Consider the following 24,117-nt stretch of genomic DNA (forward strand, 5'->3'; position numbering starts at 1 on the left):
CGCGGCGGACGGGTCAGCGGGTGCGCGGCCCCCGCCGGCGCCCCAGGACGGCGGCGGCCAGACCGCCGAGCACCACGACGACGAGCACGACGACGACGGGCGCCCAGGGCACGTCGTCGCCCGACTCCGCGGACGTGGCCTCGGCGTCGTCCGCGGCCGAGGTCGTCGGCGAGGAGGTGCTGCCCGCACCGGCGCTCTCGCTCGGGGTGGGGGTGGGGCTCGCCGAGGGCGACGGGCTCGGCGACGGCGACGACGACGGCGACGCACTCGGTGCCGGGGTGGCGGGTGCGGCGACCTCGAGCGAGAAGGGGATCTCGCCGCTGATGGGGTGCCCGTCGGACGACGTGACCCGGTAGACCACGGCGTACTCCCCGGACGGCAGGTCCGAGGGCAGGGGGACGCTGACGTCGCGGCCGGACACCGCCGTCTCGCCCGCGATCGAGGACCCGTCCGCCGCCTGGAGCTCGAGGACGGTGCCCAGCTCCTGCACCTCGGACGAGAAGGTGAGCACCGCCTCGGCGGGGACGGCGTCGAGGACCCCCCCGCTCTCAGGGTCGGAGCCGATGAGCCGGTCGTGGGCCGACGCCGCGGGGGCCCCGACGACGACGAGCCCGGCCGCCAGCACCCCGGCGGCCGCGCCCGCGGCGCGCCGTCCGGTCCGGTGGGTGGTGCCTGCGCGCGTGCGCTCCCGCGTGGTCATGACGCCTCCGTGTGCGCTCGTCCCGTGCCTGCTCGCCGCCCCCGCACCGGGGGCGACCGTCGTCCTGTCTTCGGGGCCGGCGGCTGCCCGGACGGGCGCCGGCACCGCCTCACCGTGCCGCACGACGCCGCCCCGCCGCACCGACCAGGGCCAGGAGGAAGGCCGCGACCGCGACGGCGAGCCCGCCGCCGGCGAGCCAGCGCGCGCTGCTGTCGGTGGCGTCCGCCGCGGCGGCGCCCGTGGTGCTCGCGCTCGCGGCGGTCGCCGTCACCTCGGCGTCGGTCGTGGCGACCTCGTCGTCAGCGGCCGCGACCGTCGTGAAGGACGGCGCCGGGGCGTTCGGCTCCTCCTCGCCGGCGACCACGGGCTCGTCCCAGGCCACGACCTCGCCGTCGGAGTAGGTCTGCGTCGCCGGGAGCACGACGTCGGTGCCCGCCTCGGGCAGCGGGCCGGCGGAGACGACGAAGCGCTGGAACTCGCCCGGGCCGATCTCGACGCCCGGGTCCGCCGTCCACGTGACGTGCAGGGGCGCCTCGGCGAGCTCGCCGCCGTCGACGGCCACAGGCTCGGGCAGGTCGCCGGTGACGACCTCCGCGGACCACCCGGGGACGGGCTCGACGCTGACGGAGCGCAGCGGGGTGTCGGTGGGCAGGTCGACCGTGACGGCGGTCGTGCCCGCGGTGTCGGACTCGTTGGGCACGCGGAAGGTCAGGACGCTGTAGCCGCCCGCGGTGGGGTCGTCGGCGCTGACCCGCACGTGGGCGGATGCCGCCAGCGCGGGGCCGACGACGAGCGCCCCGGCGAGGAGCGCGGCGGCCGCGGTGCGGTGCGTCCCGCGCCGGGGGCGGGCCGGGCTGTCGCCGGCCGTGCCGGTGGTGGCCGCGTCGCTGCTGGTCGAGGGAGTGGGGGTGCTGTGGGTCACGGAGGTCTCCTGGGGCTGCGGGAGCCGGCGGCGCCGGCGGGACGGCGGGCAGCCGGCCGCCCACGACGCCGCACGACCAGCTCGGCGCGTCCGCGCAGGGCGACGCGCCCCGCGCTCGCGGGGGCTGTCGCCGGCGGTCGGTCCGCGGCTGGGTCGGGGGCGCTGGTCAGGCGGCCGGCACGGCCGCCGGCGGCCCGCGCCGGGGTCGTGCGCCGACGACGACGGCGCGGGGCACGGCGCACCGCTGCGCCGGGGTCCGCTGCGCCCGCGGCGCGGGGCCCTCGACGAGGTCGACGAGGAGCGCGCCGAGGGCGGGGAAGAACTGCGCCAGCCGGGCGACGGCGACGGCCCACGCCCGGTCGGCCGAGACGGCCGCGAGCGCGGTGACGAGCGTGGCCGCGAGGTGCGCGGCGACCATCCCCGTCGAGGCGGCGGCCAGGGCGGCGTCGACGCCCCCGCCGCCCGTGGCCAGGAGCAGCACGCCGTGGACGTGGGCGCCGTGCCCCGTCGCGGGGACGACGTCCACCGCGCCGGCGGGGGGCACGGTCAGCGCGGCGAAGGCCGCGTGCAGCAGCACCTGGCCGGCGCCGAGCACCGGGACCAGGGTCCGCAGGCGCAGGCGGCGACGCCCGAGGAGGGACGCGACGGCGAGGACGAGGGCGCCCGCCAGCCCGACGAGCAGCGGGTCGGGGAGGTCGCCGCCGCCCACGACGTGGGCGCCCGCGCCCAGGGAGAGGACGAGGGCGGCGACCAGCGCGGAGCGCACGCGCTGCAGCGCCCGCCCGTGATCGCCCTCCACGCCCGCGAGGCTACGCGGCGGCCGGTGCTTCGCGGGGGCGGCCCCGGTGCGTCCGGCCCCTCAGAGGCGCTTCAGCGTCTCGTCGTCCTCCTCGCCGCCGTAGTACTGCGTGAGGACCTCGCGGAAGACGCCGGCGTCCTCGCCGTCGGCCTCGGCGGCGCGGGCGAAGAGCGTCGTCGACGAGCGCACCTTGAGCGCGTCGACGCTCCCGAGCACGGCGGTCGGGTCGCTGCCCGGCAGGTCGGCGAGGGCGCGGGCGCACTCGCGCAGGCGGGGGCCGAGCACGGGGTGGGCGAGGTAGGCGCGCGCCTCGTCCAGCCCGGTGAGGCCGTAGTGCTGCGCCGTCGAGGAGCGGCCGAGGCCCTGCACCTGCGGCAGGACGAACCAGATCCAGTGGCCCTGCTTGCGGCCGGCGCGCAGCTCGGCGAGCGCCTGGTCGTAGGTGCCGCCTCCCTGGGCGTCGACGAAGCGCTGGAGGTCGTGGGCGTCGCTCATCCGACCACCGTGGGGGCTGCGGCGCGCGGGCGCCAGCGGCCCTGAGCCCTGGCGGCCCGGCGCCGCGGCGTCAGACGGGCGCGCGGTTGCCCGCGTGCCGCGCCCAGACGACGGTGCCGACGAGGAAGACGCCGCTGCCGGCGAGCAGCACGGCGGTGAGCTTCGTCAGCCCGGGTACCTCGACACCGAGGTAGGGCAGGCCCGCGGCGAGGAGGAGCAGGACGGCGCACCCCAGGGCGAAGAACGCCGAGGCCCGGCGGCGGGCGACCTGCCGCATGCCGGCCTCGGCGCGGGTGCGGGCGAAGCCGAGGGGGCGCTTGGCCCACGCGAAGCGCGAGGCGAGCACGGCCAGCCCGACGGCGACGAGCACCATGCCCGGCCCGGGCAGCACGAGCAGGGCCACGCCCGCGGCGGTGAGCAGGCCCCCGACGACGGCGACGACGGCTGTGGGCACCTCGGCTCCTCCCGGCGGGCGGCGGACGGGCGCGGCGGGCGCCCGGCGGCAGGGTGCCACGGCGAGCGCCGTGCGGCTCGGCGTCGCGCCGGGGCTCACCCGTCGGAGCAGCAGCCGGCGCGCGGCGCGCTGGTCGCGCAGCACGCGTCCGCGGGCGCCCCGGTCGTCGTCCCGGTCGTCGTCGCGGCCGTCGAGCGGGCGTCCGGGCCCGGGGCCGCCAGGGCGGTGCCGGGCGCGCAGCACGCGTCCCCGCGCCAGGCCTCGAGGCCCTCGCGGGCCGCCAGCGCCGCGATGACGAGGGCGGCCACCGGGTCCGCCCAGGTCCAGCCCAGGGTCGCGTTGAGCAGGAGCCCGACGAGCAGCACGGCCGACAGGTAGGTGCACAGGAGCGTCTGCTGCGAGTCGGCGACGGCCGTCGCCGAGCCGAGCTCGCGGCCGGTGCGGCGCTCGAACCAGCTGAGCACCGGCATGACGGCCACGCTCACCGCCGCGAGGACGATGCCCACGGGGGAGGGGTCCGGCTCCGCGCCGCCGAGGAGGGCGCGCAGGGCGTCCACGGCGACGAGCACCGCCAGCGCCCAGAAGGCGACGGCGATGGTGCGCAGGGCCGCGCGCTCGCGGGTGCGCGGGTCCGGGGCGGCGAACTGCCAGGCGACGGCGGCGGCCGACAGCACCTCGACCACCGAGTCGAGGCCGAAGCCGACGAGCGCCGACGACGAGGCGAGGGCCCCGGCGGTGAGCGCGACGACCGCCTCGACGACGTTGTAGGCGATCGTGGCGCCGACGACCCAGCGCACCCGGCGCGAGAGCACCGCCGCGCGCTCCGGCGAGGGGCCCGCGGTGCCGGCGCCGCAGCAGTCGTCGACCTCGCGGCGGCGGGGCGCGGGGCGCTCGGCGGGCGCGCTCACGGCGCGACCCGGGCGACGTCGTCGGCGCGCTCCGACGGGCTCGCGGCGGCCCGGGAGGCCTGCGGCGCGGGGCCGGGGGCGCAGGCCGGGTCGGCCACGACGACGACCGCGGCCAGCTGGTCCAGCGCCGCGGCGAGCCGGGGGTCCGCCAGCTCGTAGCGGACCCGCCTCCCCTCGGGCGCCGCCACGACGAGCCCGCAGCCGCGCAGGCAGGCGAGGTGGTTCGACAGCGACTGGCGGCTCGCGCCCACGAGCTCGGCGAGGTCCGAGGGGTAGGCGCCCCCGTCCCGCAGGGCGAGCAGGACCCGGGCCCGCGTCGGGTCGGACAGGGCGTGGCCGAAGCGGGCGAGCACCTCGGGCAGGGAGGTCGTCAGCACGCCGCGACGGTACAGCGTCCGGTGAACTGTCCGGTGCGCCGCGCAGGTCGGTCGAGCGCCGACGGACGGCGGGCGCCGGGACCTGCCGTACTTGTCGTCTCGACCAGAAGAGACGTACGGTGGTCCCCGTCCGGTAATGGTCGACGTGACCCGAAGGAGGGGCCGTGGTCGGTGGCGCGGTGGCGGCCTCCCTCGCCGTCTCGACGGTGATCTTCACGCTGCTCGAGCACGAGGGCTCCCAGCGGCTGCACCTGCCGCTCGTGCGCCGCACGCGCGAGCCCTTCGACGGCGCCGAGGCGCTGCCGGGCGGCTGGATCGCCCACGACGAGGGGCTCGAGGAGGCCGCGCGCCGCACGCTCGTCGAGACGACCGGGCTGCGCCCCAGCTACCTCGAGCAGCTCTACACGTTCGGCCGGCCCGACCGGTCGCCGACCGGGCGCGTCGTCTCCGTCATCTACTCGGCCCTCGTGCGCAGCCCCGAGGCGGCGCGCGTGGCCGAGGTGCACAACGTGCGCTGGGCGCCCGTCGACGAGGTGCGCGGCCTCGCCTTCGACCACGACGAGGTCGTCGCGTACGCGCTGTGGCGGCTGCGGGCCAAGGTCGGCTACGCGCAGGTGGCCGTCCACCTGCTGGGGGAGACCTTCTCCCTCGGCCAGCTCCGCGAGGTCCACGAGGCCGTCCTCGGGCGCCCCCTCGACCCGGCCAACTTCCGCCGCCGGGTCACCGCCAGCGGCGCCGTCGAGGCGACCGACGAGCACCTCACCGGCGGGCGCCACCGCCCGCCGCGGCTCTACCGGGCGGTGGTGCCCGAGGGCGCCACCGGCCCCTTCCAGACCACCGCCGGGCCGGCGGCCTGACCCTCCGCCGATCCGTCCACCAGCACGCACCAGCAGCACCCCGAGCGCACCACCCGAGCACCTCACCGCAGGGCGCGACCGCCGTCGCGCCGAGGAGGACCGATGACGACCACCCCGCTGCAGATCGGCACCCGCCCCCGCCGCGCGCCCGACGGCGCCCCCGCCGCCGCCGACGGCCTCTGCGACCCGGCCCTGGCCGAGGGCCCGTGGGCTCTGGACGCCGTCCCCGGCCAGGCGCCGCCCGCGCCGGTGTACGGGCCCGGCAGCTCGAGCGCCGACGTGGCGCCCCCGTCGACGCCCGTGCAGCAGCGCATCCCCGAGGAGTACCGCCGGGCGCCCGTCGCCGAGCTCGAGGAGCGCATCGCCGCGGCGAAGGCGGAGCTGGGGGAGCGGCTCGTCGTCCTCGGGCACTACTACCAGCGCGACGAGGTCGTGCAGTTCGCCGACTTCGTCGGCGACAGCTACCAGCTCGCGCAGCAGGCGACGACGACGTCGGCCGACCACGTCGTCTTCTGCGGCGTGCACTTCATGGCCGAGACGGCCGACCTGCTCACCTCGCCCGAGCAGAGCGTCGTGCTGCCCAACCTCGCCGCCGGCTGCTCGATGGCCGACATGGCCGACCTCGACAGCGTCACCGCCTGCTGGGAGCAGCTCGAGGCGGTCTACGGCACCGAGCCCGACGCCGAGGGGCGCGTCCCCGTCGTCCCGGTGACGTACATGAACTCCTCCGCCGCGCTCAAGGCCTTCTGCGGCGACCACGGCGGCATCGTCTGCACCTCGTCCAACGCGGCGGCGGTGCTGGCGTGGGCCTTCGAGCGGGGGCAGCGCGTGCTCTTCTTCCCCGACCAGCACCTCGGCCGCAACACGGGCTCGGCGATGGGCGTGCCGCTGGAGCGGATGCCGCTGTGGGACCCGCGCAAGCCGCTGGGCGGCAACGACGCCGACGCGCTCCTCGACGCGCGCGTGCTGCTGTGGCGCGGCTGGTGCTCGGTGCACCAGCGCTTCACGACGGCGCAGGTCGACGCCGCGCGCGCCGCCGACCCGGCCGTGCGCGTCGTCGTGCACCCCGAGTGCCCCAAGGAGGTCGTCGACGCCGCCGACGAGGCCGGATCCACCCAGTACATCGAGCGGGTCGTCCGCGAGGCGCCGCCGGGCACGAGCTTCGCGATCGGCACCGAGATCAACATGGTGAAGCGCCTGGCGGCCCAGCACCCCGACCTCACGATCGCCTGCCTGGACCCGGTCATCTGCCCCTGCTCGACGATGTACCGCATCCACCCCGGCTACCTCGCCTGGGTCCTCGAGGCCCTCGTGCGCGGGGAGGTGCTCAACCAGGTGCGGGTCGACGACGCCGTCGCGGCGTCCGCGCGGGTGGCGCTGCAGCGGATGCTCGAGGTGCGGCCGTGACCACCGCCCCCGAGGCGCCGGCCCCGGAGCGGGTGGGGGCGCTCGTCGTCGGCACCGGCGTCGCGGGGATGACGGCGGCGCTGAGCCTGAGGGCGCGCGGCGTCGACGACGTCCTGCTCGTGACGAAGACGCCGTGGGCGCCGGGGGCCGGGGGCACCGGCGGCGGCAGCACCGCGTGGGCGCAGGGCGGGGTCGCCGCGGTGACGGGCGCGGACGACGACGTCGCTCTCCACGTGGCCGACACCCTCGCCGCCGGGGCGGGGGCCTGCGACCCCGAGGCCGTGCGGGTGCTCTGCACCGAGGGGCCCGCGCGGCTGCTCGAGCTGGCCCGGCGCGGCCTCGTGCTCGACGGCGCCGACCCCGCCGACCCGGCCGACGCGCGCCGCTGGAGCCGCGGGCTCGAGGCGGCGCACTCGCGCCCGCGCGTGCTGCACGCCGGCGGCGACGCCACGGGCGCGCGGCTGTCGGCCGCGCTCGTCGCGGCCGTGCGCGCGGCGGGCGTCCGGGTGCTCGGGGGCGCGGCGCTGGCGGACCTCGTCGTCGAGGGCGGCCGGGTCGTCGGCGCCGACCTGCTGCTCGACGGCGCACCGGCGACCGGGGGAGGGCGCCGTCGCGTCCTCGCGGGCGCCGTCGTGCTCGCGACCGGCGGTGCGGGGCAGGTGTTCGCGCGGACGACGAACCCGCCCGAGGCCACGGGCGACGGCCTAGCGGCGGCGTGGCGCGCGGGCGCCGTCGTCGCCGACCTCGAGCAGGTGCAGCTGCACCCGACCGTCGCCGCCACCGCGACGCCCTTCCTCGTCTCCGAGGCCGTGCGCGGCGAGGGCGCCGTGCTGCGCGACGAGCACGGCGCGCGCTTCCTCGCCGACCCGGCCTCGCCGCTCGCCGACCCGCGGGCCGAGCTGGCGCCGCGCGACGTCGTCGCCCGCGCGGTGGGCGCCGTCGTCGCCCGCCAGGACGGGCGCCCGGCGCTGCTCGACGCGACCGGGCTGGGCGAGCGGCTGCGGGCGCGCTTCCCGAGCATCGACGCGATGTGCGCCGCCGCGGGGCTCGACTGGGTGCGCGAGCCCGTCCCCGTGACCCCCGCCGCGCACTACTGGATGGGCGGGGTGGCCACCGACGTCCGCGGGCGCACCTCGCTGCCCGGGCTCTGGGCGTGCGGCGAGGTCGCGCGCACCGGCGTGCACGGGGCCAACCGGCTGGCGTCCAACTCGCTGCTCGAGGGGCTCGTCTTCGGCGACCGCGCCGCGGCCGACGTCGCGGCGTCGCTGGCCGGCGCCCCCGCGGAGCCGCACGCGCCCGCGGGCGTCGAGGAGCTCGTCTGCACGGCCGGCCCGGCCCTGCCGCGGGCCGAGCTGCAGGCGCTGGCGTGGGAGCACGCCGGGCTCCTGCGCGACGCCGCGGGCCTCGAGGTCGCGGCGAAGACTCTCGACGGTGCCCCCGCCGCGACGGAGGCGCCCGCCGACGTCGCCGCGCTGGAGGACCGGGCGCTCGGGGTGTGCGCGCGGCTGCTCGTCGCGTCCGCGCAGCGGCGCCCCGAGAGCCTCGGCGCGCACTTCCGCACGGACGCCGCGGGCGCCGTGCCGCGCGGCGCCGACCGGCCGGTGCTGTTGCGGAGGGCGTCGTGACCGCGGTGGCGTCCCCGGTCGGCACCCTCGAGCGGGCTGGCGCCCCGGGCGCGCTGCCCGTGGCCGCCGTCGAGGCCGTCGTGGCGGCCGCGCTCGCCGAGGACGCGCCCTGGGGCGACGCGACGACGGAGGCCCTCCTCGGTCCCGACGTCCGGTCGACGGCGCGGCTCGTCGCGCGCGAGGACGGCGTGCTCGCCGACGTCGGCGTCCTCGCCGCCGCGCTGCGGCAGGCGTCCGCCCTGGCCGACGCGCCGGGGACGCCGCCGCCGTCGGTGCGCCTCCTCGTCGCCGACGGCGAGCGCTTCGCCGCGGGCGCCGTGCTCGCCGAGGTCGAGGGCAGCGCCCGCGCGGTGCTGCGCGCCGAGCGCGTCGCCCTCAACCTCGTGCAGCGGCTGTCCGGCGTCGCCACGCTCACCGCCGCCTTCGTCGCCGAGGTCGCGGGGACGGGGTGCCGGGTCGTCGACACCCGCAAGACGACGCCGGGGCTGCGGGCGCTCGAGCGCGCGGCCGTGCGCTGCGGCGGCGGGCGCAACCACCGCATGACGCTCTCGGACGCGGTGATGGTCAAGGACAACCACCTCGCCGTCCTCACCGCGGGCGGGTGGGACGACGCCGTCGTCTCCGACGGCCTGCGGCGGCTGCGCGAGCGGCTGCCGCACACGACGTCGGTGGAGGTCGAGGTCGACCGCCTCGACCAGCTCGACGCCGTCCTCGCCGCCGGGGTCGACGTCGTCCTGCTCGACAACATGGCGCCCGACGAGCTGCGCCGCGGCGTCGAGCGGGTCGCGGGGCGGGCGCTCGTCGAGGCCAGCGGCGGGGTGCGGCTGTCGACCGTGGGGGCGATCGCCCGCAGCGGCGTCGACCTCGTGTCCGTCGGGGCGCTCACGCAAGCGGCGCCGTGCCTGGACCTGGGGCTGGACGTCGACGTGGAGGCGAGTCCGTCGGGGGAGCGCCCGTGATCTACCTCGACCACGCCGCCACCGCGCCGCCGTCGCGCGCCGTCCTCGAGGCGCAGTGGCCCTACCTCACGCAGGTCTTCGCCAACCCCTCGAGCGCCCACGGGCCGGGGCGCGCGGCCCGGGCCGGGCTCGACGCGGCGCTCGCGGAGATCGCGGGCGTCCTCGGCTGCCGGCCGGGCGAGGTCGTGCTCACGAGCGGCGGCACGGAGGCCGACGACCTGGCGCTGCTCGGCGTCGCGGCGGCCGCGCCCCGGGGCAGGCAGGTCGTGACGACGGCCGTCGAGCACCCCGCCGTCCTCGAGACGGCGCGCGCCCTCGGCGCCGGCGCGCTGGGCGAGCCCTTCCGGGTGGACGAGGTGGGCGTCGACGGCGACGGCGTCGTCGACCTCGCGGCGCTCGCGGCCGTGCTGACGCCGGCGACGACCATCTGCTCGGTGATGCTCGCCAACAACGAGGTCGGCGCCGTGCAGCCGGTGCGCGAGGTCGCGGCCCTGTGCCGGGCCGTCGGCGTCCCGCTGCACGTCGACGCCGTGCAGGCGCCGGGGCAGCTGGGCGTGCGGCTCGACGACCTGGGCGCCGACCTGCTGTCGGTCTCGGCCCACAAGCTCGGCGGGCCCCGCGGCGCCGGGGCGCTCGCCGTCCGGGGCGCCGTGCCGCTCGCGCCCGTCATCCACGGTGGCGGTCAGCAGCGCGGGCGGCGGTCGGGGACGGTCGACGTCGCGGCCGCCGTCGGCACGGCCGCGGCGCTGCGCCTCGCCGAGGAGGGGCGGGCCGCCGGCGCGCCGCGGCTGGCGGCGCTGCGCGACCGGCTCGTCGCGGGCGTCCTCTACGCCGTCCCGGGCGCCGTCCTCACCGGTCCGGCGGTCGACGCACGGCTCGCCGACGGCTCACCGGCGCGCCTGCCGGGCCACGCGTCGTTCGTCTTCCCCGGCTTCGGCGGGGAGGCGGTGCTGCTCGAGCTGGAGGAGCGCGGCGTCGTCTGCTCGTCGGGCTCGGCCTGCGCGGCCGACAGCGACGACGCCTCGCACGTCCTGCTCGCCATGGGTCTCGGCGCGGACGCCGCGCGCACCGCCGTCCGCCTCGCCCTCGGGCCCTCGACGACGCCCGAGGAGGTCGAGGACGTCGTCCGCCTGCTCCCCGAGGCCCTCGCCGCCGCCGGCGGCGCCGCCCTCCTGCCCGCTTGAGCGACGGCCCGTCGTCGTCACGCCGCTGCTCCGAGGTCGCCCTTCCTCTCGCACTTCGTCGACACATCGCCCCTGAGGGCGCCCTTCTCCTCGCACGTCGTCGACACATCGCCGCTTGGAGAGCGTCAGGAGGGCGAAGTGACGACGAAGTGCGGGGTGGGACACGTGCCAGGCGAGGGCGCGGGCTCAGGCGAGGGCGGGCACGACCTCGCGCTCGAAGAGCTCGATGCCTGACGTGTCGTAGGCGGCCTCGGCGAAGTAGGTGATGGCGTACGTCATGCCGAGGTCGCCGACCTCGCGCAGCTTCTCGACGACCTGCTCGGGCGTGCCGACGGCGGGCCCGGAGCGCAGGCCCTCGACCACCTCGTCGGCCCTCTCCGGTGCGACGGACGCGACCCGGGCGCGGACCTGCTCGAGGCGGTCGGCGACCTCGGCCTCGTCGCGGCCGATGACGACGTTGTAGTTGGCCGAGCGGGTGATCTCGGCGTAGTCGCGGCCGAGGTCGCGGCAGTGGCCCTCGAGCACCGACGACTTGTGCGCGAAGCCCTGGGGCGAGCCGTCGAAGTTCGTGTAGCCCGCGTACTTGGCGGCCGTCCGCAGCGTCTTCTTCTCCCCGCCCCCGGCGATCCAGAAGGGGATGCCGCCCTCCTGCAGCGGCAGCGGACGGCAGATGGCGCCGTCCACCTGGTAGTGCTCGCCGTCGAGCGTCGCGACGCCGTCGGTCCACAGCTGCCGCATGACCTCGACGCCCTCCTCGAGCATCGCGAGGCGCTCGCCCGCGCGCGGGAAGCCGTAGCCGTAGGCGCGCCACTCGTGCTCGTACCAGCCGGCGCCGATGCCCATCTCGACCCGGCCGCCGGAGACGACGTCGACGGTCGCCGCGACCTTCGCGAGGTAGGCCGGGTTCCGGTAGCCCATGCACGTGCACATCTGCCCGAGGCGGACGCGCTCGGTGACGGCGGCGAAGGCCGCCATGAGCGTCCACGCCTCGTGGGTGGCCTCCTCGGTGGGCACCGGGACGGTGTGCACGTGATCGTAGACCCACACCGACTCCCACGGCCCGGCGTCGGCGCGCTGCGCGAGCCCCTTCATCACCGCCCACTGGTCGGAGGGCTCGACGCCCACGAGGTCCAGCCGCCAGCCCTGGGGCACGAACAGTCCGAAGCGCATGGAACGGACGCTAGGGCGCTCGCGGCGTCGCGCCGTCGCGACGCGCCAGGGGGCCGCACGGGCAGGTGGCTGCACGACGACGGTCTCCACGCCGTCCTCGTGCAGCCACCTCCGCGGCAGCGGAGGGCGACGGCGACGAGGGCCAGCAGCGCACCGGTGGCGACCGCGGCCACCCCCACGCCCGACGTCACCGCCAGCGCCGTGCTCAGCGACCCGCTCGGCGGCGCGACGCCCAGCTCCTCGGCGCGGCTGTAGAAGCCGAGGCCCACGGGGAAGCCGAGCACTCCCGTGGTCGTCGCGACGGCGCCGAGCGCGCCCAGCGCGGACGCCGCGAGCACGAGGCGCGCTCGCACGGCCGACGGCACCCGGCCCACCGCGGCGTCCGTGCCGACGGCGAGGGACCACGCCCCCGCGGCGACCCCGCCGAGCACCACCGCGACGACGGCGACCGCCGCGCCGCCGCGGAGCGGGTCGCCGTAGAGCGCGGCGAGGTCCGGCGAGACCGTGGTCATCGGGTCGAGGACGAGGAGGACCAGCAGGCACCACAGGAGAACGGCGCCGAGAGCGAGGGCGAGGCCGACACGGAAGCGCCCGGTCCGTCCTCGCGCCCTCGTGGAGGTCGTCGTCACCCCGGCATCGTGCCCTCGCGCGCGCGTCGACGGGCGTCCCACCGCCACCTGCCACAGCATCACCCCATGGCGACCACCCCCGGCCCCACGCGGTGGCTCTTCGGCGACCAGCTGGGCCCGCACTTCCTCGGCGACACGGGCAGTCCGGGCGACGACGGCGAGCAGCCCGTCGTCCTCATCGAGTCGCGGAAGGTCTTCACGCGCCGCCGCTTCCACCGGCAGAAGGCCCACCTCATCCTCTCGGCGATGCGCCACCGCGCCGCCGAGCTCGGCGACCGCTGCACCTACCTGCGCACCGACACCTACGCCGAGGGCCTGGCGAAGCTGCCCAAGAAGGCGCTGCCGCTGTCGGTCTGCTCGCCGACGTCGCGCCAGGCCGAGGACTTCGTGCGCTCCCTCGACGGCTCGGGTGACCTGCCCGCCGTCGAGGTGCTCCCGGCGCGGGGCTACGCGACGCCGCGCGAGGACTTCCGCCGCTGGGCCGACGGCACCAAGCAGCTGCTCATGGAGGACTTCTACCGCCGCGCCCGCCGCGCCCACGACGTCCTCATGGACGGCGCCGAGCCGGTGGGCGGGCAGTGGAACCTCGACCACGAGAACCGCGAGCCCCCGCCCAAGGGCGCCGACGACCTCGGCCTGCCGCACCCGTGGATGCCGGAGGAGGACGAGATCGACGAGGAGGTGCGCGCCGACCTCGACCGCTGGGAGGCCGACGGCGACGTCTCCTTCGTCGGCCGCGACGGCCCGCGGGCCTTCGCGGCGAGCCGGGCGGAGGCGCTCGCCGCGCTCGACGACTTCGTCGACCACCGGCTGCCCGCGTTCGGCCCGCACGAGGACGCGATCCTCGAGGGCGACGAGTGGATGGCGCACTCCATGCTCTCCGCGCCGATGAACCTCGGGCTGCTCGACCCGCTCGAGTGCGTCGACCGCGCCGAGCGCGCCTACCGCGACGGCGACGCCCCGCTGGCGTCCGTCGAGGGGTACGTGCGCCAGCTCATCGGCTGGCGCGACTACATCTGGCACGTCTACTGGTACGCGGGCTCGGACTACACGCGGCGCAACGCCCTCGAGGCGCACGAGCCGCTGCCGCCGTGGTTCTGGGACCTCGACGCCGACGCCGTCGAGGCGCGCTGCCTCTCCCACGCGCTGCGCGGCGTCCGCGACCGCGGGTGGGTCCACCACATCCCGCGCCTCATGGTGCTCGGCAACTACGCCCTGCAGCGCGGGTGGGACCCGGAGGAGCTCACGCGCTGGTTCCAGCGCAGCTTCGTCGACGGCTACGACTGGGTGATGGCGGCCAACGTCGTCGGCATGAGCCAGCACGCGGACGGCGGGCTCATGGCGACGAAGCCCTACGCCTCGGGCGGCGCGTACATCAACCGGATGAGCGACCACTGCCGCGGCCGCCGCTACAAGCCGACGGTGCGCGTGGGGGAGGACGCCTGCCCGTTCACCGCCGGCTACTGGTGGTTCCTCGACCGCAACGCGAAGCGCCTCGAGGGCAACTTCCGCATGAAGCGCGCCCTCGACGGGCGGCACCGGCTCAAGGACCTCGAGGACCTCGTCGTCCAGGAGCGCGAGCGGGGCAGCGACGCGCCCTGACGGCGACGCGCTCCGACGTCGTCCTCCCGCAGGCCCGAAGGGCGACATGGCCACACGTCGCCGTCCCCGCAGCGTCTCGAGGGCGACATGGCCACACGTCGCCCCGGAGGCGGTGCGAGGGGGCGACATGGCCACACGTCGCCCCCGAGGGGGGCGGCGCCAGGGCGACATGGCCACACGTCGCCCCGGAGGGGCGGTGGCGTAGGGCGACATGGCCACACATCGCCCCTGCGGGTGGGGCGACGCCGAGGTGGGGCACACGTGGAGGACGACCGGTGCGGTGCCACGGGGGTTGCTCCGCACCGGCCGCCGGGTCCACAGTACCCACCTGTACGGACAGGTCGTCCGTACAGGTGACGATCCGGCGCCCGCAGGTGTGCGTCGTGGAGGTGGACCAGGTGTCCCAGACGCAGAGCGCCCCCCGGTCGCGGGTGCCGATGTTCGCGACGATGAACCGCATCCCCGGCGGGCTCATGCTCGTGCCGCTCGTGCTCGGGTCGGTCGTGGGCACCTTCGCCCCGGGCGCCCTCGGCATCGGCAGCTTCACGACGGCGCTCTTCCAGGACAGCGCGCTGCCCCTCATCGGCCTGCTGATCTTCATGACGGGCACGCAGGTGACGGGCGCGACGAGCGGGCCCGTGCTCGCGCACGCCGGGGTCGCGCTGCTCATGAAGAGCCTCATCCCGGCGACGCTCGTCGTGGCGATCGGCTCGGTGGTGGGCCTCGACGGCATCCTGGGGATCTCGATCCTGGCGCTGCTGGCCTCCTTCGACAACAGCAACGGCGGGCTCTGGCTCGCCTTCACGGGCCGCTACGGCGACGCCCGCGACCGCGGCGCGTACATCGCCTCCGCCGTCAACGACGGGCCCTTCCTCACGCTGCTCTTCCTCGGCGCGTCGGGCCTCGGCGACATCCCGCTCCTCGCCCTCGTCGGCGCGATCGTGCCCTTCCTGCTCGGCGTGCTCGTCGGCAACCTCGACGCCCAGTGGCGCGACGTGCTCAAGCCCGTGCCGAACATCGTCATCCCCTTCTTCGCCTTCGCGCTCGGGACGGGCATCGACCTCGGGTCGGTCGTCACGGGCGGCCTGTCCGGCCTCGCCCTCGGCGTCGTCGTCGCCCCGGTGACGGGCGCGCTCGTCTACGTCGGCTGGCGCTTCCTCCTGCGCCGCGGCGCGAAGTCCGGCGTCGGCTTCGCCGCGGGCACGACGGCGGGCAACGCCATCGCCACGCCGGCGATCGTCGCGGCGGCCGACCCCCGCTTCGAGCAGTACGTGGGGACGGCGACGGCGCAGGTCGCCGCGTCCGTCCTCGTGACGGCGATCCTCGCGCCCGTGCTCGCCTCCCTCGTCCTCAAGCGGGCCGGCGCCCTCGACGAGTCCTCGAGCACGGCCGACGCCGGGACCGGTCCGGTGGACGAGGGCCGGGGGACGGGCCTGTGACGGACGCCCCCACCGCTCCCGGGACGGACCTGCCCGGCCGCCCGTGGGACGCCGCGCTCGTGGCGGACGACCTCACGGGCGCCGGCGACAGCGCGGTCCGCTTCGCCGACCTCGGCTGGCGCACGCTGCTGGCGGTCGGCGCGGACGCCGGCACGGCCGCGGCCCCCGGCGGCGACGACCCCTGCGTCCTCGCGACGAGCACCGACGTCCGCGCCGCCGCCCCCGCGGTGGCGCGCGAGGTGGTGCGCCGACGGGTCGCGGCGCTGCTCGGCGCAGGCACGCCGCGCGTCTACCTCAAGGTCGACTCGACCCTGCGCGGCTCCGTGGCCGACCAGGTCGAGGGCGCGCTCGCCGCCTGGGTGGCCGCCCGCCCCGACGGCTTCGCCGTCGTCTGCCCCGCCTACCCGGCGATGGGCCGCACCGTCACGGGCGGGCGAGCCCTCGTGCGCGGGCGGCCCCTCGAGGAGGGGCCGGCGGGGTCGGACCCGGTGACGCCCGTGCGCACGTCCGTCCTCGCCGAGCTGCTGCCCGGGGCGCACCACGTGCCCGCGCCGGAGCAGCCCGACGCCGCCGACGCCGCCGACACGGCCGCCGCGGCGCTGGCCGCGGCCCTGCTCGCGGCGGCCGACGGCGGGCACCGCCTGCTCACCGTCGACGCCGACGACGACGCCGCGCTCGACGTCGTCGCCCGGGCGCTCGTCCGCTGCGACGGGCGGGCCCTGCCCGTCGGGTCGGCGGGGCTGGCGCAGCCCGTCGCCCGGCTGTGGCGAGAGGCGACCGTCGCTCCCGCGCCCGTCGCCGAGGAGCCGTCCGGGCGCGGTGGGGCGGAGAGGGGCGCCGACGGGCCGGTGCTCGTCCTCGTCACGTCGCTGCACCCGGTGGCGCGCGAGCAGGTGGAGCGCCTCGCCGCCCGGTCGGGCACCGTCGTCGTGCGGCCCTCCGCGGACGACCTCGCGAGCGGCGGGCGCAGCGGCGCCGGGGCCGGCGACCCCGCGGTGCCGGACGCGGACGTCGTCGTCGTGCTCGCGCCCGAGCCGCCCGCCGACGGCGCGGCGCCGTCCGCGCGCCGCAGCGCCGCCCGGGTGGCCACCGGCACCGCCGCCCTCCTCGAGCGGCTCCACGACCGGGTCCACGGCGGGGCGGGAGCCGCGGCCGTCGTGGCCGTCGGCGGGGACGGCGCCGCCGCGCTGCTCGAGCGCTGGGGCTCCACGGGGCTCGAGGTGCGGGCGGCGCTCGCGGAGGGCGTGCCCGCCGGCGTCCTCGTCGGCGGCCGCGCCGCCGGGCTTCCCTTCGCCAGCAAGGCCGGCGGCTTCGGCGAGCCGGGCACGCTCGTCGAGGTCGTCGACCGCCTGCGCGACGCGCGCCCCGGCGACGGGTCCGCCCCGACCGGTCCCACCGCTCAGCAGCGCACCATCCACGAGCACGCCCACCAGCAGGACCCGCACGACGACACCCCCGAGCCCCGTTCGCGGCCCACCCCAGGAGGAACCCCCATGGACGTCCCCGTCCTCGCCGTCACCATCGGCGACGTCGCCGGCATCGGCCCGGAGATCACCGCCAAGACGCTGCTCGGCCACGACGACCTGCGCGCCGAGTGCGTGCCCGTCGTGCTCGGCGACGCCGGCGTCATGCGCCGCGCGGTGCGCGACGTCGGCGGGGACCCGGACGCCGTCCGCGTGCTCGAGCGGCCACGGGACGCGACGAACGCGCCCGGCGTCGTCGAGGTCGTGCAGGTCGGCGACCCCCTGCCGGAGATCACCGTGGGCGAGCTGAGCCCCGTGGCCGGCGACGCGGCGTACCGCTTCGTCGTCGCGGCGTGCGACCTCGCGAAGGCGGGGGAGGTCGACGGCATCGTCACCGCGCCCCTCAACAAGGCCGCCATGCACGCCGGCGGGCACGCCTTCCCCGGCCACACCGAGCTGCTGGCCCACGAGTTCGGCGTCGAGGACTTCAGCCTCGTGCTGTCCGCCGGGGACCTCTACCTCTTCCACCTCACGACGCACGTCTCGCTGCGGCAGGCCATCGAGGACGTCACGCCCGAGCGCACCGACGCCGTCCTCACCCTCGTCGACGCCTTCAGCCGCGCCCTCGGGCGCCCGGGCGAGCGCATCGGCGTCGCCGGCCTCAACCCGCACGCGGGCGAGAACCGGATCTTCGGCGACGAGGACGCCGACGTCCTCGAGCCCGCCGTGCGCCGGGCGCAGGAGCGCGGCGTCAACGCCCACGGCCCGCTGCCCGCCGACGCCCTCATCCCCGCGGCCGTGAAGGGCCGGTGGGAGTTCGTCGTCGTCTGCTACCACGACCAGGGCCACGCGCCCTTCAAGGCGGTCTACGGCGACGACGGCGTCAACATCACCGTCGGCCTTCCCGTCGTGCGCGTGTCGGTCGACCACGGCACGGCCTTCGACATCGCCGGCCAGGGGATCGCCCGCGAGGCCAGCCTCGTCCTCTCCTGCCGCCGGGCCGCCGCCCTCGCCCCGGGCTGGGGCCACGTGCGCGACGCCGCCCACGAGGTGCAGGAGCAGGAGGTGCAGCAGCAGGAGGCGCAGGAGGACGTCGCCTCCTGAGCCGCCCCGGCGCTCCCCGGCGGTCGCCTACCCTCCCGCGCGTGGACCACGACGTGCGCCGGCCCTTGCACGCCCGGGTGGCGGCGGCGCTGCGGGCGGAGGTCGACGACCACGCGGCGCCGCCGGGGACCCTGCTGCCGAGCGAGTCCGCGCTCACCGAGCGCTTCGGCGTGAGCCGCTCGGTGGTCCGCCAGGCGCTCGCCGCCCTGGAGGGGGAGGGGCGGGTGCGGCGCGAGAAGGGCCGCGGCACCGTCGTCGTCGACCGCGCCGACCACCGCCGCCTCGTGCAGCGGGCCGGCGGCCTGCACGACCAGCTGGCCACCGGTGGCGCCGTCGTGACCACGCACGTGCTCGAGGCCGTCGTCGAGCCGGCGCCCGAGGTGGCCCGCTGGCTCGGCGCCGACGAGGTGCTGCGGCTGGAGCGCGTCCGCAGCGTCGACGGGCGCCCGGTCGCGCGCATCCGCACCCACCTGCCGCTGCCGCTGCTGGCCGGGCTGCGCGCCGACGACCTCGAGGACGCCTCGCTGCACGCCGCGATGGAGGCCCTCGTCGGCGTCCGGCCTCGCCGCGGGTCGCGGCAGGTCCGCGCCGTCGCCGCCGACGAGGGCCTCGCCGCGCAGCTCGGGGTGCGCGCCGGCGACCCGCTGCTCCTGCTCGAGGGGCGCGGCGCCGCCGAGGACGGGACGCCGCTGGAGGTCTTCGCCACGTGGCACCGCGGCGACGCCGTCTCCTTCGAGCTCGACGTCGACGACGTGCGGGCACGCCCGCTCGCCGCGGCGGACGCCGGCCACGGCCACGCCTCGGGCTCGGCCAGCACGGCGTCGTCCACGACGACGACGTCGCCCGAGGGTCGGGCGGTCGACGCGCACCGGCTCCTCGCCGACCTCGACGACGTCCGTGACCGCCTGGCGGTGCTCCTCGCCCGGTCCGGCCCCGCGACGGGTCCGTCGGACGACGACCTCATGTCCCGGATCGAGCGGCGAGTCGAGGCGAGCGGGGTCGCGATCTCCGTCGACGAGCTGCTCGCCGCCCGCGACCAGGAGCGCCGATGACCCTGGCCCTCCCCTCCGTCTCCGCCGATGACCCGCCCGGACGGACCTGTTCGTCGGACGTGACCGAGCACGGTCACGTCCGACGAACAGGTCCGCCCGGGGCGATGCTCAGCCCGCGTCGCCGTACCAGCGGTAGCCGTAGCGCGGCAGCGTGAGCGCGAGCCCGTCGGCGGGCACGTCCACCGGGTCGCCGGAGAAGAGCTCGACGACGTCGTCGCCGAGGACGTCGCCCGGCAGGCGCACCTCGACCTCCGCGTCGGACAGGTTGTGCACGGCGACCGTCGTCCGGCCGTCCCAGCGGCAGGCGTGGGCGAGGACCCGCTCGTCGCCGACGTCGAGCAGCTCCAGCGACCCGGCGCCGAGCTCGGGGCGGTCGCGGTAGCGCGCCACCAGGCGCCGCGTCGCGTGCAGCAGCGAGGAGGCGTCGGCCTCCTGCGCCGCCACGCCCGTGGGCGCGTCGCGGCCCCAGTCCAGGGGCGTGCGCACGGCGACCCGGCCGGGCACCGAGAGGTCCTCGCGCTGGCCGACCTCCTCGCCGTAGTAGAGGACGGGCACGCCGGGCACCGAGAACACCAGCGCGTAGACCATCTCGAGGCGGTCCTGGTCGCCGTCGAGCATGGTGGGCAGCCGCAGGCGCAGGCCGCGCCCGAACAGCTGCTGGTCCTCCCGCGGCCCGAAGGCGGCGAGCACCTCGCCGCGCTCGTCGTCGCCCAGCTGGTCGAGGGTCAGCTCGTCGTGGTTGCGCGCGAAGACGCCGAAGGACTTGCCCTCGGGCAGCTCGGGCCGGGAGGCGAGCGTGCGGCGCAGCGGCTCGCTCGTCCCGCGGGCCAGCGCCAGGTACATCGACTGGTTGAGCGTGAAGTCGAAGTTGATCGTCATGCGGTCGCCGAGGTCGCCGAAGAACTCCTGCTGCTGGGCGTACGGCAGGTTGACCTCCCCGAGCATGAGCGCCTCGCTGCTGCGGCGGGCGAGGAAGGCGCGCATGACGTCGAGCATCCGCATGGACTCGGCCATGTGGTCCTCGTGCTCCCCGCCCTGGCCGGCGTCGTCGACGCCCTCGCCGTCCGGCGCGCCCGCGTCGTCGGCGTCGCCCGTGCGGCTCGCCGTCTCGACGAAGAAGGGCACGGCGTCGACGCGGAAGCCCGCGACCCCGAGCTGGAGCCAGAAGCCCATGATGCGGAGGATCTCCTCGCGCACGTCCTCGTTCGAGGTGTTGAGGTCGGGCTGCGAGGAGTAGAAGCGGTGCCGGTAGTGCTGCCCGGCCTCCTCGTCGTAGGACCAGATGGAGTCCTCCGCGTCGGGGAAGACGTTCTGCGCGTCGGCGTCCGCCGGGTCCGGCTCGTCGCGCCACACGTACCAGTCGCGGTAGCGCGACTCCTTCGACGACCGCGCGTCCTGGAACCACGGGTGGTCCGCGGAGGTGTGGTTGACGACGAGGTCGACGAGCACGCGCATCCCGCGCTCGCGGCAGGCGCGCACCACCTCGACGAAGTCCCCGAGGCTGCCGGTCTGCGGGTCGACGGCGTAGTAGTCGGTGATGTCGTAGCCGTCGTCCCCCTCGGGGGAGGGGTAGAAGGGCTGCAGCCACACGAAGCCGACGCCGAGGCGCGACAGGTGGTCGAGGTGCCGGCCGAGGCCGACGAGGTCGCCGTGCCCGTCGCCGCTGGAGTCGGCGAAGCGCTCGACGTCGAGGCAGTACCCGACGCTCGTCGTCCACCAGTGGTCGGCGGTCGTCGTGAGCCTCATGCCGACGCCCCCTGCGGCGCGCGGGCGGCGAGCGCCTCCGCCGTCGTGCCCGCGCCCGTGGTGCCGACGAGGGGCTCGGGCGCCGTGACGTCGAGCTGCGGCAGCACGTGCTGCCCGGCGGCGTCGAGCCACGCCTCCTGGTCCTGCCCCACGTGGTGGAGGTACAGGCGGTCGAAGCCGAGGCCCGCCATCTCGGCCAGGCGCTCGGCGAGCCGGCCGAGGTCGTGCTCGACGACCACCGGGCCGTCGACGCCGGGCGGCTGCACCTGCCGGCCGACGTCGTCGAACTGCTCGGGCACGGCCAGCTCGGAGAGCACGTGGGAGGCGAAGACGTTGGTGCGCCACTGGTCGTGCGCGAGCGCGAGGGCCTCGTCGCGCGTGGGCGCCCAGGCCACGTGCACCTGCAGGCAGGCCGGTCCGCGGCCCCCGGCGTCGCGGTAGGCGCCGAGCACCTCGCGCAGGACGTCGTCGGAGGAGTTGACGGTGATGAGGCCGTCGGCCCACGTGCCCGCCCACGCGGCGGTGCGGGGGGTGATGGCCGCGGCCAGCAGCGCCGGCGCCGCCTCGGCGGGCGGGCGGCTCCACACGCGCGCCCGGTCGACGACGACGCGCCCGCGGTGGGTCACCTCCTCGCCGGCGAGCAGGCGCCGCATGACGTCGACCGTCTCGGCGAGCCGGGCGTCGCGCTCCCGCTTGTGCGGCCAGTCGGTGCCGGTGACGTGCTCGTTCATCAGCTGGCCGGTGCCGAGGGCCGCCCAGAAGCGCTGCGGGAACATCTCGGCGAGCGTCGCGACCATCTGCGCGCTGATCGCCGGGTGGTAGCGCTGCCCCGGTGCGTGCACGACGCCGAAGGTCAGGCGCGTGCTCGCCAGCGCGGCGCCGAGCCAGCTCCAGGCGAAGCCCGACTGGCCCTGGGCCGTGCTCCAGGGGGTGATGTGGTCGGAGCACATCGCCGCGCTGAAGCCGACCTCCTCGGCGCGCACGACGTCGCGCAGCAGGCGGCTCGGCGGGATCTGCTCGTGGGAGGCGTGGAAGCCGACGACGGTCACGGGCGCGAACGCTAGGGGCGCGGGCCCGGTCCCGCTCCGTGGGACGCCGGGCCGTCACCCGGCCGGGGCGCGGCACCATAGATGCATCATGCGTCCCAGCCCCGCCCCGACCGTCCCCGCGAGCGCCGAGCCCGCCTCGTCCCGCGTCTACGCCCACCTCAAGGCGGGCATCCTCGACCGCACCTACCCGGGCGGCTCCCTCGTGACCGAGGGGGAGGTGGCCGAGCGCACCGGCGTCAGCCGCACCCCCGTGCGCGAGGCCCTCCTGCAGCTGCAGGCCGAGCGGCTCGTGCAGCTGTTCCCCAAGCGCGGCGCGCTCGTCCTGGCCGTCAGCGACGTCGAGGCCCGCGACGTCCTCGAGGCGCGCGAGCTCGTCGAGCGGTGGGCGGCGCCGCGCGCGGTCGAGCAGCGCGAGCGTCTCCTGCCGGTGCTCGACGCCCACCTGGCCGCCATGGTCGGGGCGCGCGACGACGGCGACGCGCCGGCGCTCGTCGAGGCCGACCGGGCCTTCCACGAGGCCGTCGTCGACGCCGCGGGCAACGCCGTCCTCTCGCGCCTGTACGCCTCGCTGCGCGACCGGCAGCTGTGCATGGGCGTCGCGAGCATGGACATGGGCGCCGCGCGCCGGGACCGCGCCGTGCGCGAGCACACCGGGCTGCGCGACGCGCTGGCCGCGGGCGACGGCGAGGCCTTCGCCCGGCTGTCGGCCGAGCACGTGCGCGGGGCGGGCGACGTGCTGCGGGGCTCGCGGTGAGCGGGGCTGCCGGGGAGGTGGTCAGCACCACCGCACCGCCGCGGCTGCGCCGCACCCGGGCGCGCGCCTACCTCGTGTGGGGCGTGGGCGTGCTCGCCTACGTCGTCGCGGTCTTCAACCGCACCTCGCTCGGGGTCGCGGGACCGACGGCGCTCGAGCGGTTCTCGACCGGCACGGCGGTGCTGTCGGTCTTCGCCGTCGTCCAGCTCGTCGTCTACGCGGCGATGCAGGTGCCCGTCGGCGTGCTCGTCGACCGCTTCGGCACCAAGCGCCTGCTCGTCGCCGGCGCGGTGGCGATGGTGGCCGGGCAGAGCGTCCTGGCGGTCGTCACCGACGTGCCGGGCGCCTTCGTCGGCCGCGTGCTCGTGGGGCTCGGGGACGCCGTCACCTTCATCAGCGTCCTGCGCCTCGTGCCCGCCTGGTTCGCCGCCCGGCAGGTGCCGGTGCTCACGCAGCTGACCGGGCTGCTCGGCCAGCTGGGGCAGGTGCTCTCGGCCATCCCGCTGGCGGCCGTCCTCGCGGGTCCCGGCTGGTCGGCCGCCTTCGGCGGGGCCGCGGCCGTGGGCGCGCTCGTCGCCGTGCTCGTCCTCGCCGTCCTGCGCGACGCCCCGCCGGACGCCGTCGTCGTCCGGCGCCGGCGGTCGGCCTCCGAGGTGCGCGGCGACCTCGCCGGGGCGTGGCGCGAGCCGGGCACCCGTCTCGGCTTCTGGTGCCACTTCACCTCGCAGTTCTCGGGCATGGTCTTCGCCCTGCTGTGGGGCTACCCCTTCCTCACCCAGGGCCTCGACCTGGCGCCGGTGACCGCCGGCTCCCTGCTCACGCTGCTCGTCGCGGGCGGCGTCGCCGCCGGGCCGGTGGTCGGCCGGCTCACCGCCCTGCACCCGCTGCGGCGCTCCTCGCTCGTGCTCGGGATCGTCACGACGACGGCAGTCGCCTGGGCCGTGGTGCTCGCCTGGCCCGGCGGCCCACCGCTGCTCGTCGTCGCGCTGCTCGTGCTCGTGCTGTCCGTCAACGGCCCCGGGTCGATGGTCGGCTTCGACTTCGCGCGCACGGACAACCCGCCCGACCGGCTGGGGACGGCGACCGGCGTCGTCAACACCGGCGGCTTCACGGCCTCGCTCCTCACCATTCTCGGGATCGGCGTGGCCCTCGACCTGCTCGCCGGGGCGGCGACGCCGGACCTCGCCGACTTCCGCGCGGCCCTCGCCCTGCAGTACGTCGTCTGGGGCGCCGGCGTCGTCATGGTCCTGCGGACGCGGCGGGTCGCCCGCCGCGAGCTGGCCGCCCGCGGCGTCGACGTGCTGCCGCTGCGGCAGGTGTGGGGCACGCGGCCCCTCTGGCGGGCCTGAGGTCGCGCCTGGCCTCTGCCACACCACAACTGGCCGGGAGACGTTGGACTGCTGTGCAACGTGATGCATCACG

General features: G+C 77.3%; 22 protein-coding genes and 1 pseudogene. 12 read left to right on the forward strand and 11 right to left on the reverse strand.

The window, feature by feature from the left end; genetic code table 11:
* Positions 1-13 precede the first annotated feature (13 nt).
* The 7 genes from WDV85_RS06545 to WDV85_RS06575 all read right to left on the reverse strand — a co-directional run bounded on the left by WDV85_RS06545 (position 14) and on the right by WDV85_RS06575 (position 4,655).
* On the reverse strand, positions 14-700 hold the full coding sequence (locus WDV85_RS06545) for a copper resistance CopC family protein (protein WP_339569868.1): 687 nt from the start codon (positions 698-700) through the stop codon (positions 14-16).
* A 109-nt stretch (positions 701-809) separates the two neighbouring features.
* Positions 810-1,622, reverse strand: a complete 813-nt coding sequence (locus tag WDV85_RS06550; RefSeq protein WP_339569869.1) for a YcnI family copper-binding membrane protein — start codon at positions 1,620-1,622, stop codon at positions 810-812.
* A gap of 166 nt (positions 1,623-1,788) precedes the next feature.
* Positions 1,789-2,421, reverse strand: coding sequence for a hypothetical protein (locus WDV85_RS06555; RefSeq protein WP_339569870.1), 633 nt, complete (start codon positions 2,419-2,421; stop codon positions 1,789-1,791).
* A 60-nt stretch (positions 2,422-2,481) separates the two neighbouring features.
* A complete protein-coding gene (locus tag WDV85_RS06560) occupies positions 2,482-2,916 on the reverse strand; it encodes a DUF1810 domain-containing protein (protein ID WP_339569871.1) in 435 nt (144 codons plus the stop codon).
* 70 nt (positions 2,917-2,986) lie between these two features.
* A complete protein-coding gene (locus tag WDV85_RS06565; protein WP_339569872.1) occupies positions 2,987-3,370 on the reverse strand; it encodes a PGPGW domain-containing protein in 384 nt (127 codons plus the stop codon).
* 95 nt (positions 3,371-3,465) lie between these two features.
* Complete coding sequence (locus WDV85_RS06570) at positions 3,466-4,182, reverse strand: cation transporter (protein WP_445263244.1); 717 nt, start codon at positions 4,180-4,182, stop codon at positions 3,466-3,468.
* A 92-nt stretch (positions 4,183-4,274) separates the two neighbouring features.
* Complete coding sequence (locus WDV85_RS06575) at positions 4,275-4,655, reverse strand: ArsR/SmtB family transcription factor (RefSeq protein WP_339569874.1); 381 nt, start codon at positions 4,653-4,655, stop codon at positions 4,275-4,277.
* A gap of 164 nt (positions 4,656-4,819) precedes the next feature.
* Between WDV85_RS06575 and WDV85_RS06580 the strand changes: the two genes are divergently transcribed.
* The 5 genes from WDV85_RS06580 (at position 4,820) to WDV85_RS06600 (ending at position 10,687) form a co-directional block, all read left to right on the forward strand.
* Positions 4,820-5,512, forward strand: coding sequence for an NUDIX hydrolase (locus tag WDV85_RS06580; protein WP_339569875.1), 693 nt, complete (start codon positions 4,820-4,822; stop codon positions 5,510-5,512).
* 102 nt (positions 5,513-5,614) lie between these two features.
* Positions 5,615-6,919, forward strand: a complete 1,305-nt coding sequence (nadA, locus tag WDV85_RS06585; RefSeq protein WP_339569876.1) for a quinolinate synthase NadA — start codon at positions 5,615-5,617, stop codon at positions 6,917-6,919.
* A gap of 68 nt (positions 6,920-6,987) precedes the next feature.
* Positions 6,988-8,544 (forward strand): L-aspartate oxidase, encoded by a 1,557-nt coding sequence (locus tag WDV85_RS06590; RefSeq protein WP_445263245.1) that lies wholly within the window; start codon positions 6,988-6,990, stop codon positions 8,542-8,544.
* Positions 8,545-8,597: 53 nt separating this feature from the next.
* On the forward strand, positions 8,598-9,503 hold the full coding sequence (nadC, locus tag WDV85_RS06595) for a carboxylating nicotinate-nucleotide diphosphorylase (RefSeq protein ID WP_445263246.1): 906 nt from the start codon (positions 8,598-8,600) through the stop codon (positions 9,501-9,503).
* Positions 9,500-10,687: a cysteine desulfurase family protein gene (locus WDV85_RS06600; protein ID WP_339569879.1), complete on the forward strand. Its 1,188-nt coding sequence runs from the start codon at positions 9,500-9,502 to the stop codon at positions 10,685-10,687. The genes nadC and WDV85_RS06600 overlap by 4 nt, the downstream gene beginning before the upstream one ends.
* Before the next feature lie 186 nt (positions 10,688-10,873).
* Here the strand turns inward: WDV85_RS06600 and WDV85_RS06605 are convergent, their stop codons facing one another.
* Positions 10,874-11,857 carry an LLM class F420-dependent oxidoreductase gene (locus WDV85_RS06605; RefSeq protein WP_339569880.1) on the reverse strand — a complete coding sequence of 328 codons (984 nt, stop codon included), beginning with the start codon at positions 11,855-11,857 and terminating at the stop codon, positions 10,874-10,876.
* Entirely contained in the window at positions 11,779-12,486 is a 708-nt protein-coding gene (locus WDV85_RS06610; RefSeq protein ID WP_339569881.1) for a hypothetical protein, read from the reverse strand. Before WDV85_RS06610 ends, WDV85_RS06605 begins: the two co-directional genes overlap by 79 nt.
* Positions 12,487-12,552: 66 nt before the next feature.
* Here WDV85_RS06610 and WDV85_RS06615 point away from each other — a divergent pair, with 66 nt between their 5' ends.
* The 5 genes and pseudogenes from WDV85_RS06615 to WDV85_RS06630 all read left to right on the forward strand — a co-directional run bounded on the left by WDV85_RS06615 (position 12,553) and on the right by WDV85_RS06630 (position 19,146).
* Positions 12,553-14,088 (forward strand): cryptochrome/photolyase family protein, encoded by a 1,536-nt coding sequence (locus WDV85_RS06615; RefSeq protein WP_339569882.1) that lies wholly within the window; start codon positions 12,553-12,555, stop codon positions 14,086-14,088.
* Between the two features lie 473 nt (positions 14,089-14,561).
* Complete coding sequence (locus WDV85_RS06620; RefSeq protein ID WP_445263247.1) at positions 14,562-15,527, forward strand: 2-keto-3-deoxygluconate permease; 966 nt, start codon at positions 14,562-14,564, stop codon at positions 15,525-15,527.
* A 59-nt stretch (positions 15,528-15,586) separates the two neighbouring features.
* Positions 15,587-16,846 (forward strand): annotated as a pseudogene (locus tag WDV85_RS17075) (four-carbon acid sugar kinase family protein); the annotation flags it as partial.
* Between the two features lie 174 nt (positions 16,847-17,020).
* Positions 17,021-18,094, forward strand: coding sequence for a 4-hydroxythreonine-4-phosphate dehydrogenase PdxA (pdxA, locus tag WDV85_RS17080; RefSeq protein ID WP_445263248.1), 1,074 nt, complete (start codon positions 17,021-17,023; stop codon positions 18,092-18,094).
* 41 nt (positions 18,095-18,135) lie between these two features.
* The gene (locus WDV85_RS06630; protein WP_339569885.1) at positions 18,136-19,146 is read left to right on the forward strand and encodes a GntR family transcriptional regulator; all 1,011 of its coding nucleotides are present in this window, start codon (positions 18,136-18,138) and stop codon (positions 19,144-19,146) included.
* A gap of 108 nt (positions 19,147-19,254) precedes the next feature.
* Here the strand turns inward: WDV85_RS06630 and WDV85_RS06635 are convergent, their stop codons facing one another.
* Entirely contained in the window at positions 19,255-20,892 is a 1,638-nt protein-coding gene (locus WDV85_RS06635) for an alpha-amylase family glycosyl hydrolase (protein WP_339569886.1), read from the reverse strand.
* The gene (locus WDV85_RS06640) at positions 20,889-21,941 is read right to left on the reverse strand and encodes a TIGR03885 family FMN-dependent LLM class oxidoreductase (protein WP_339569887.1); all 1,053 of its coding nucleotides are present in this window, start codon (positions 21,939-21,941) and stop codon (positions 20,889-20,891) included. The genes WDV85_RS06635 and WDV85_RS06640 overlap by 4 nt, the downstream gene beginning before the upstream one ends.
* Positions 21,942-22,029: 88 nt before the next feature.
* On the opposite strand from WDV85_RS06640, the gene WDV85_RS06645 reads away from it, so the two are divergent.
* Entirely contained in the window at positions 22,030-22,695 is a 666-nt protein-coding gene (locus tag WDV85_RS06645; protein ID WP_339569888.1) for a GntR family transcriptional regulator, read from the forward strand.
* A complete protein-coding gene (locus WDV85_RS06650) occupies positions 22,692-24,044 on the forward strand; it encodes an MFS transporter (RefSeq protein ID WP_339569889.1) in 1,353 nt (450 codons plus the stop codon). The genes WDV85_RS06645 and WDV85_RS06650 overlap by 4 nt, the downstream gene beginning before the upstream one ends.
* The last annotated feature ends 73 nt before the right edge of the window (positions 24,045-24,117 follow it).

The organism is Pseudokineococcus sp. 5B2Z-1 (assembly GCF_037482305.1).
GTDB lineage: Bacteria > Actinomycetota > Actinomycetes > Actinomycetales > Quadrisphaeraceae > Pseudokineococcus.

Coding starts and splice junctions, on each gene's coding strand:
- WDV85_RS06545 (WP_339569868.1), bottom strand. CDS start 700: ATGACCACGCGGGAGCGCACGCGCGCAGGCACCACCCACCGGACCGGA.
- WDV85_RS06560 (WP_339569871.1), bottom strand. CDS start 2,916: ATGAGCGACGCCCACGACCTCCAGCGCTTCGTCGACGCCCAGGGAGGC.
- nadA (WP_339569876.1), top strand. CDS start 5,615: ATGACGACCACCCCGCTGCAGATCGGCACCCGCCCCCGCCGCGCGCCC.
- WDV85_RS06590 (WP_445263245.1), top strand. CDS start 6,988: ATGACGGCGGCGCTGAGCCTGAGGGCGCGCGGCGTCGACGACGTCCTG.
- WDV85_RS06605 (WP_339569880.1), bottom strand. CDS start 11,857: ATGCGCTTCGGACTGTTCGTGCCCCAGGGCTGGCGGCTGGACCTCGTG.
- WDV85_RS06615 (WP_339569882.1), top strand. CDS start 12,553: ATGGCGACCACCCCCGGCCCCACGCGGTGGCTCTTCGGCGACCAGCTG.
- WDV85_RS06620 (WP_445263247.1), top strand. CDS start 14,562: ATGCTCGTGCCGCTCGTGCTCGGGTCGGTCGTGGGCACCTTCGCCCCG.
- pdxA (WP_445263248.1), top strand. CDS start 17,021: ATGGACGTCCCCGTCCTCGCCGTCACCATCGGCGACGTCGCCGGCATC.
- WDV85_RS06635 (WP_339569886.1), bottom strand. CDS start 20,892: ATGAGGCTCACGACGACCGCCGACCACTGGTGGACGACGAGCGTCGGG.
- WDV85_RS06645 (WP_339569888.1), top strand. CDS start 22,030: ATGCGTCCCAGCCCCGCCCCGACCGTCCCCGCGAGCGCCGAGCCCGCC.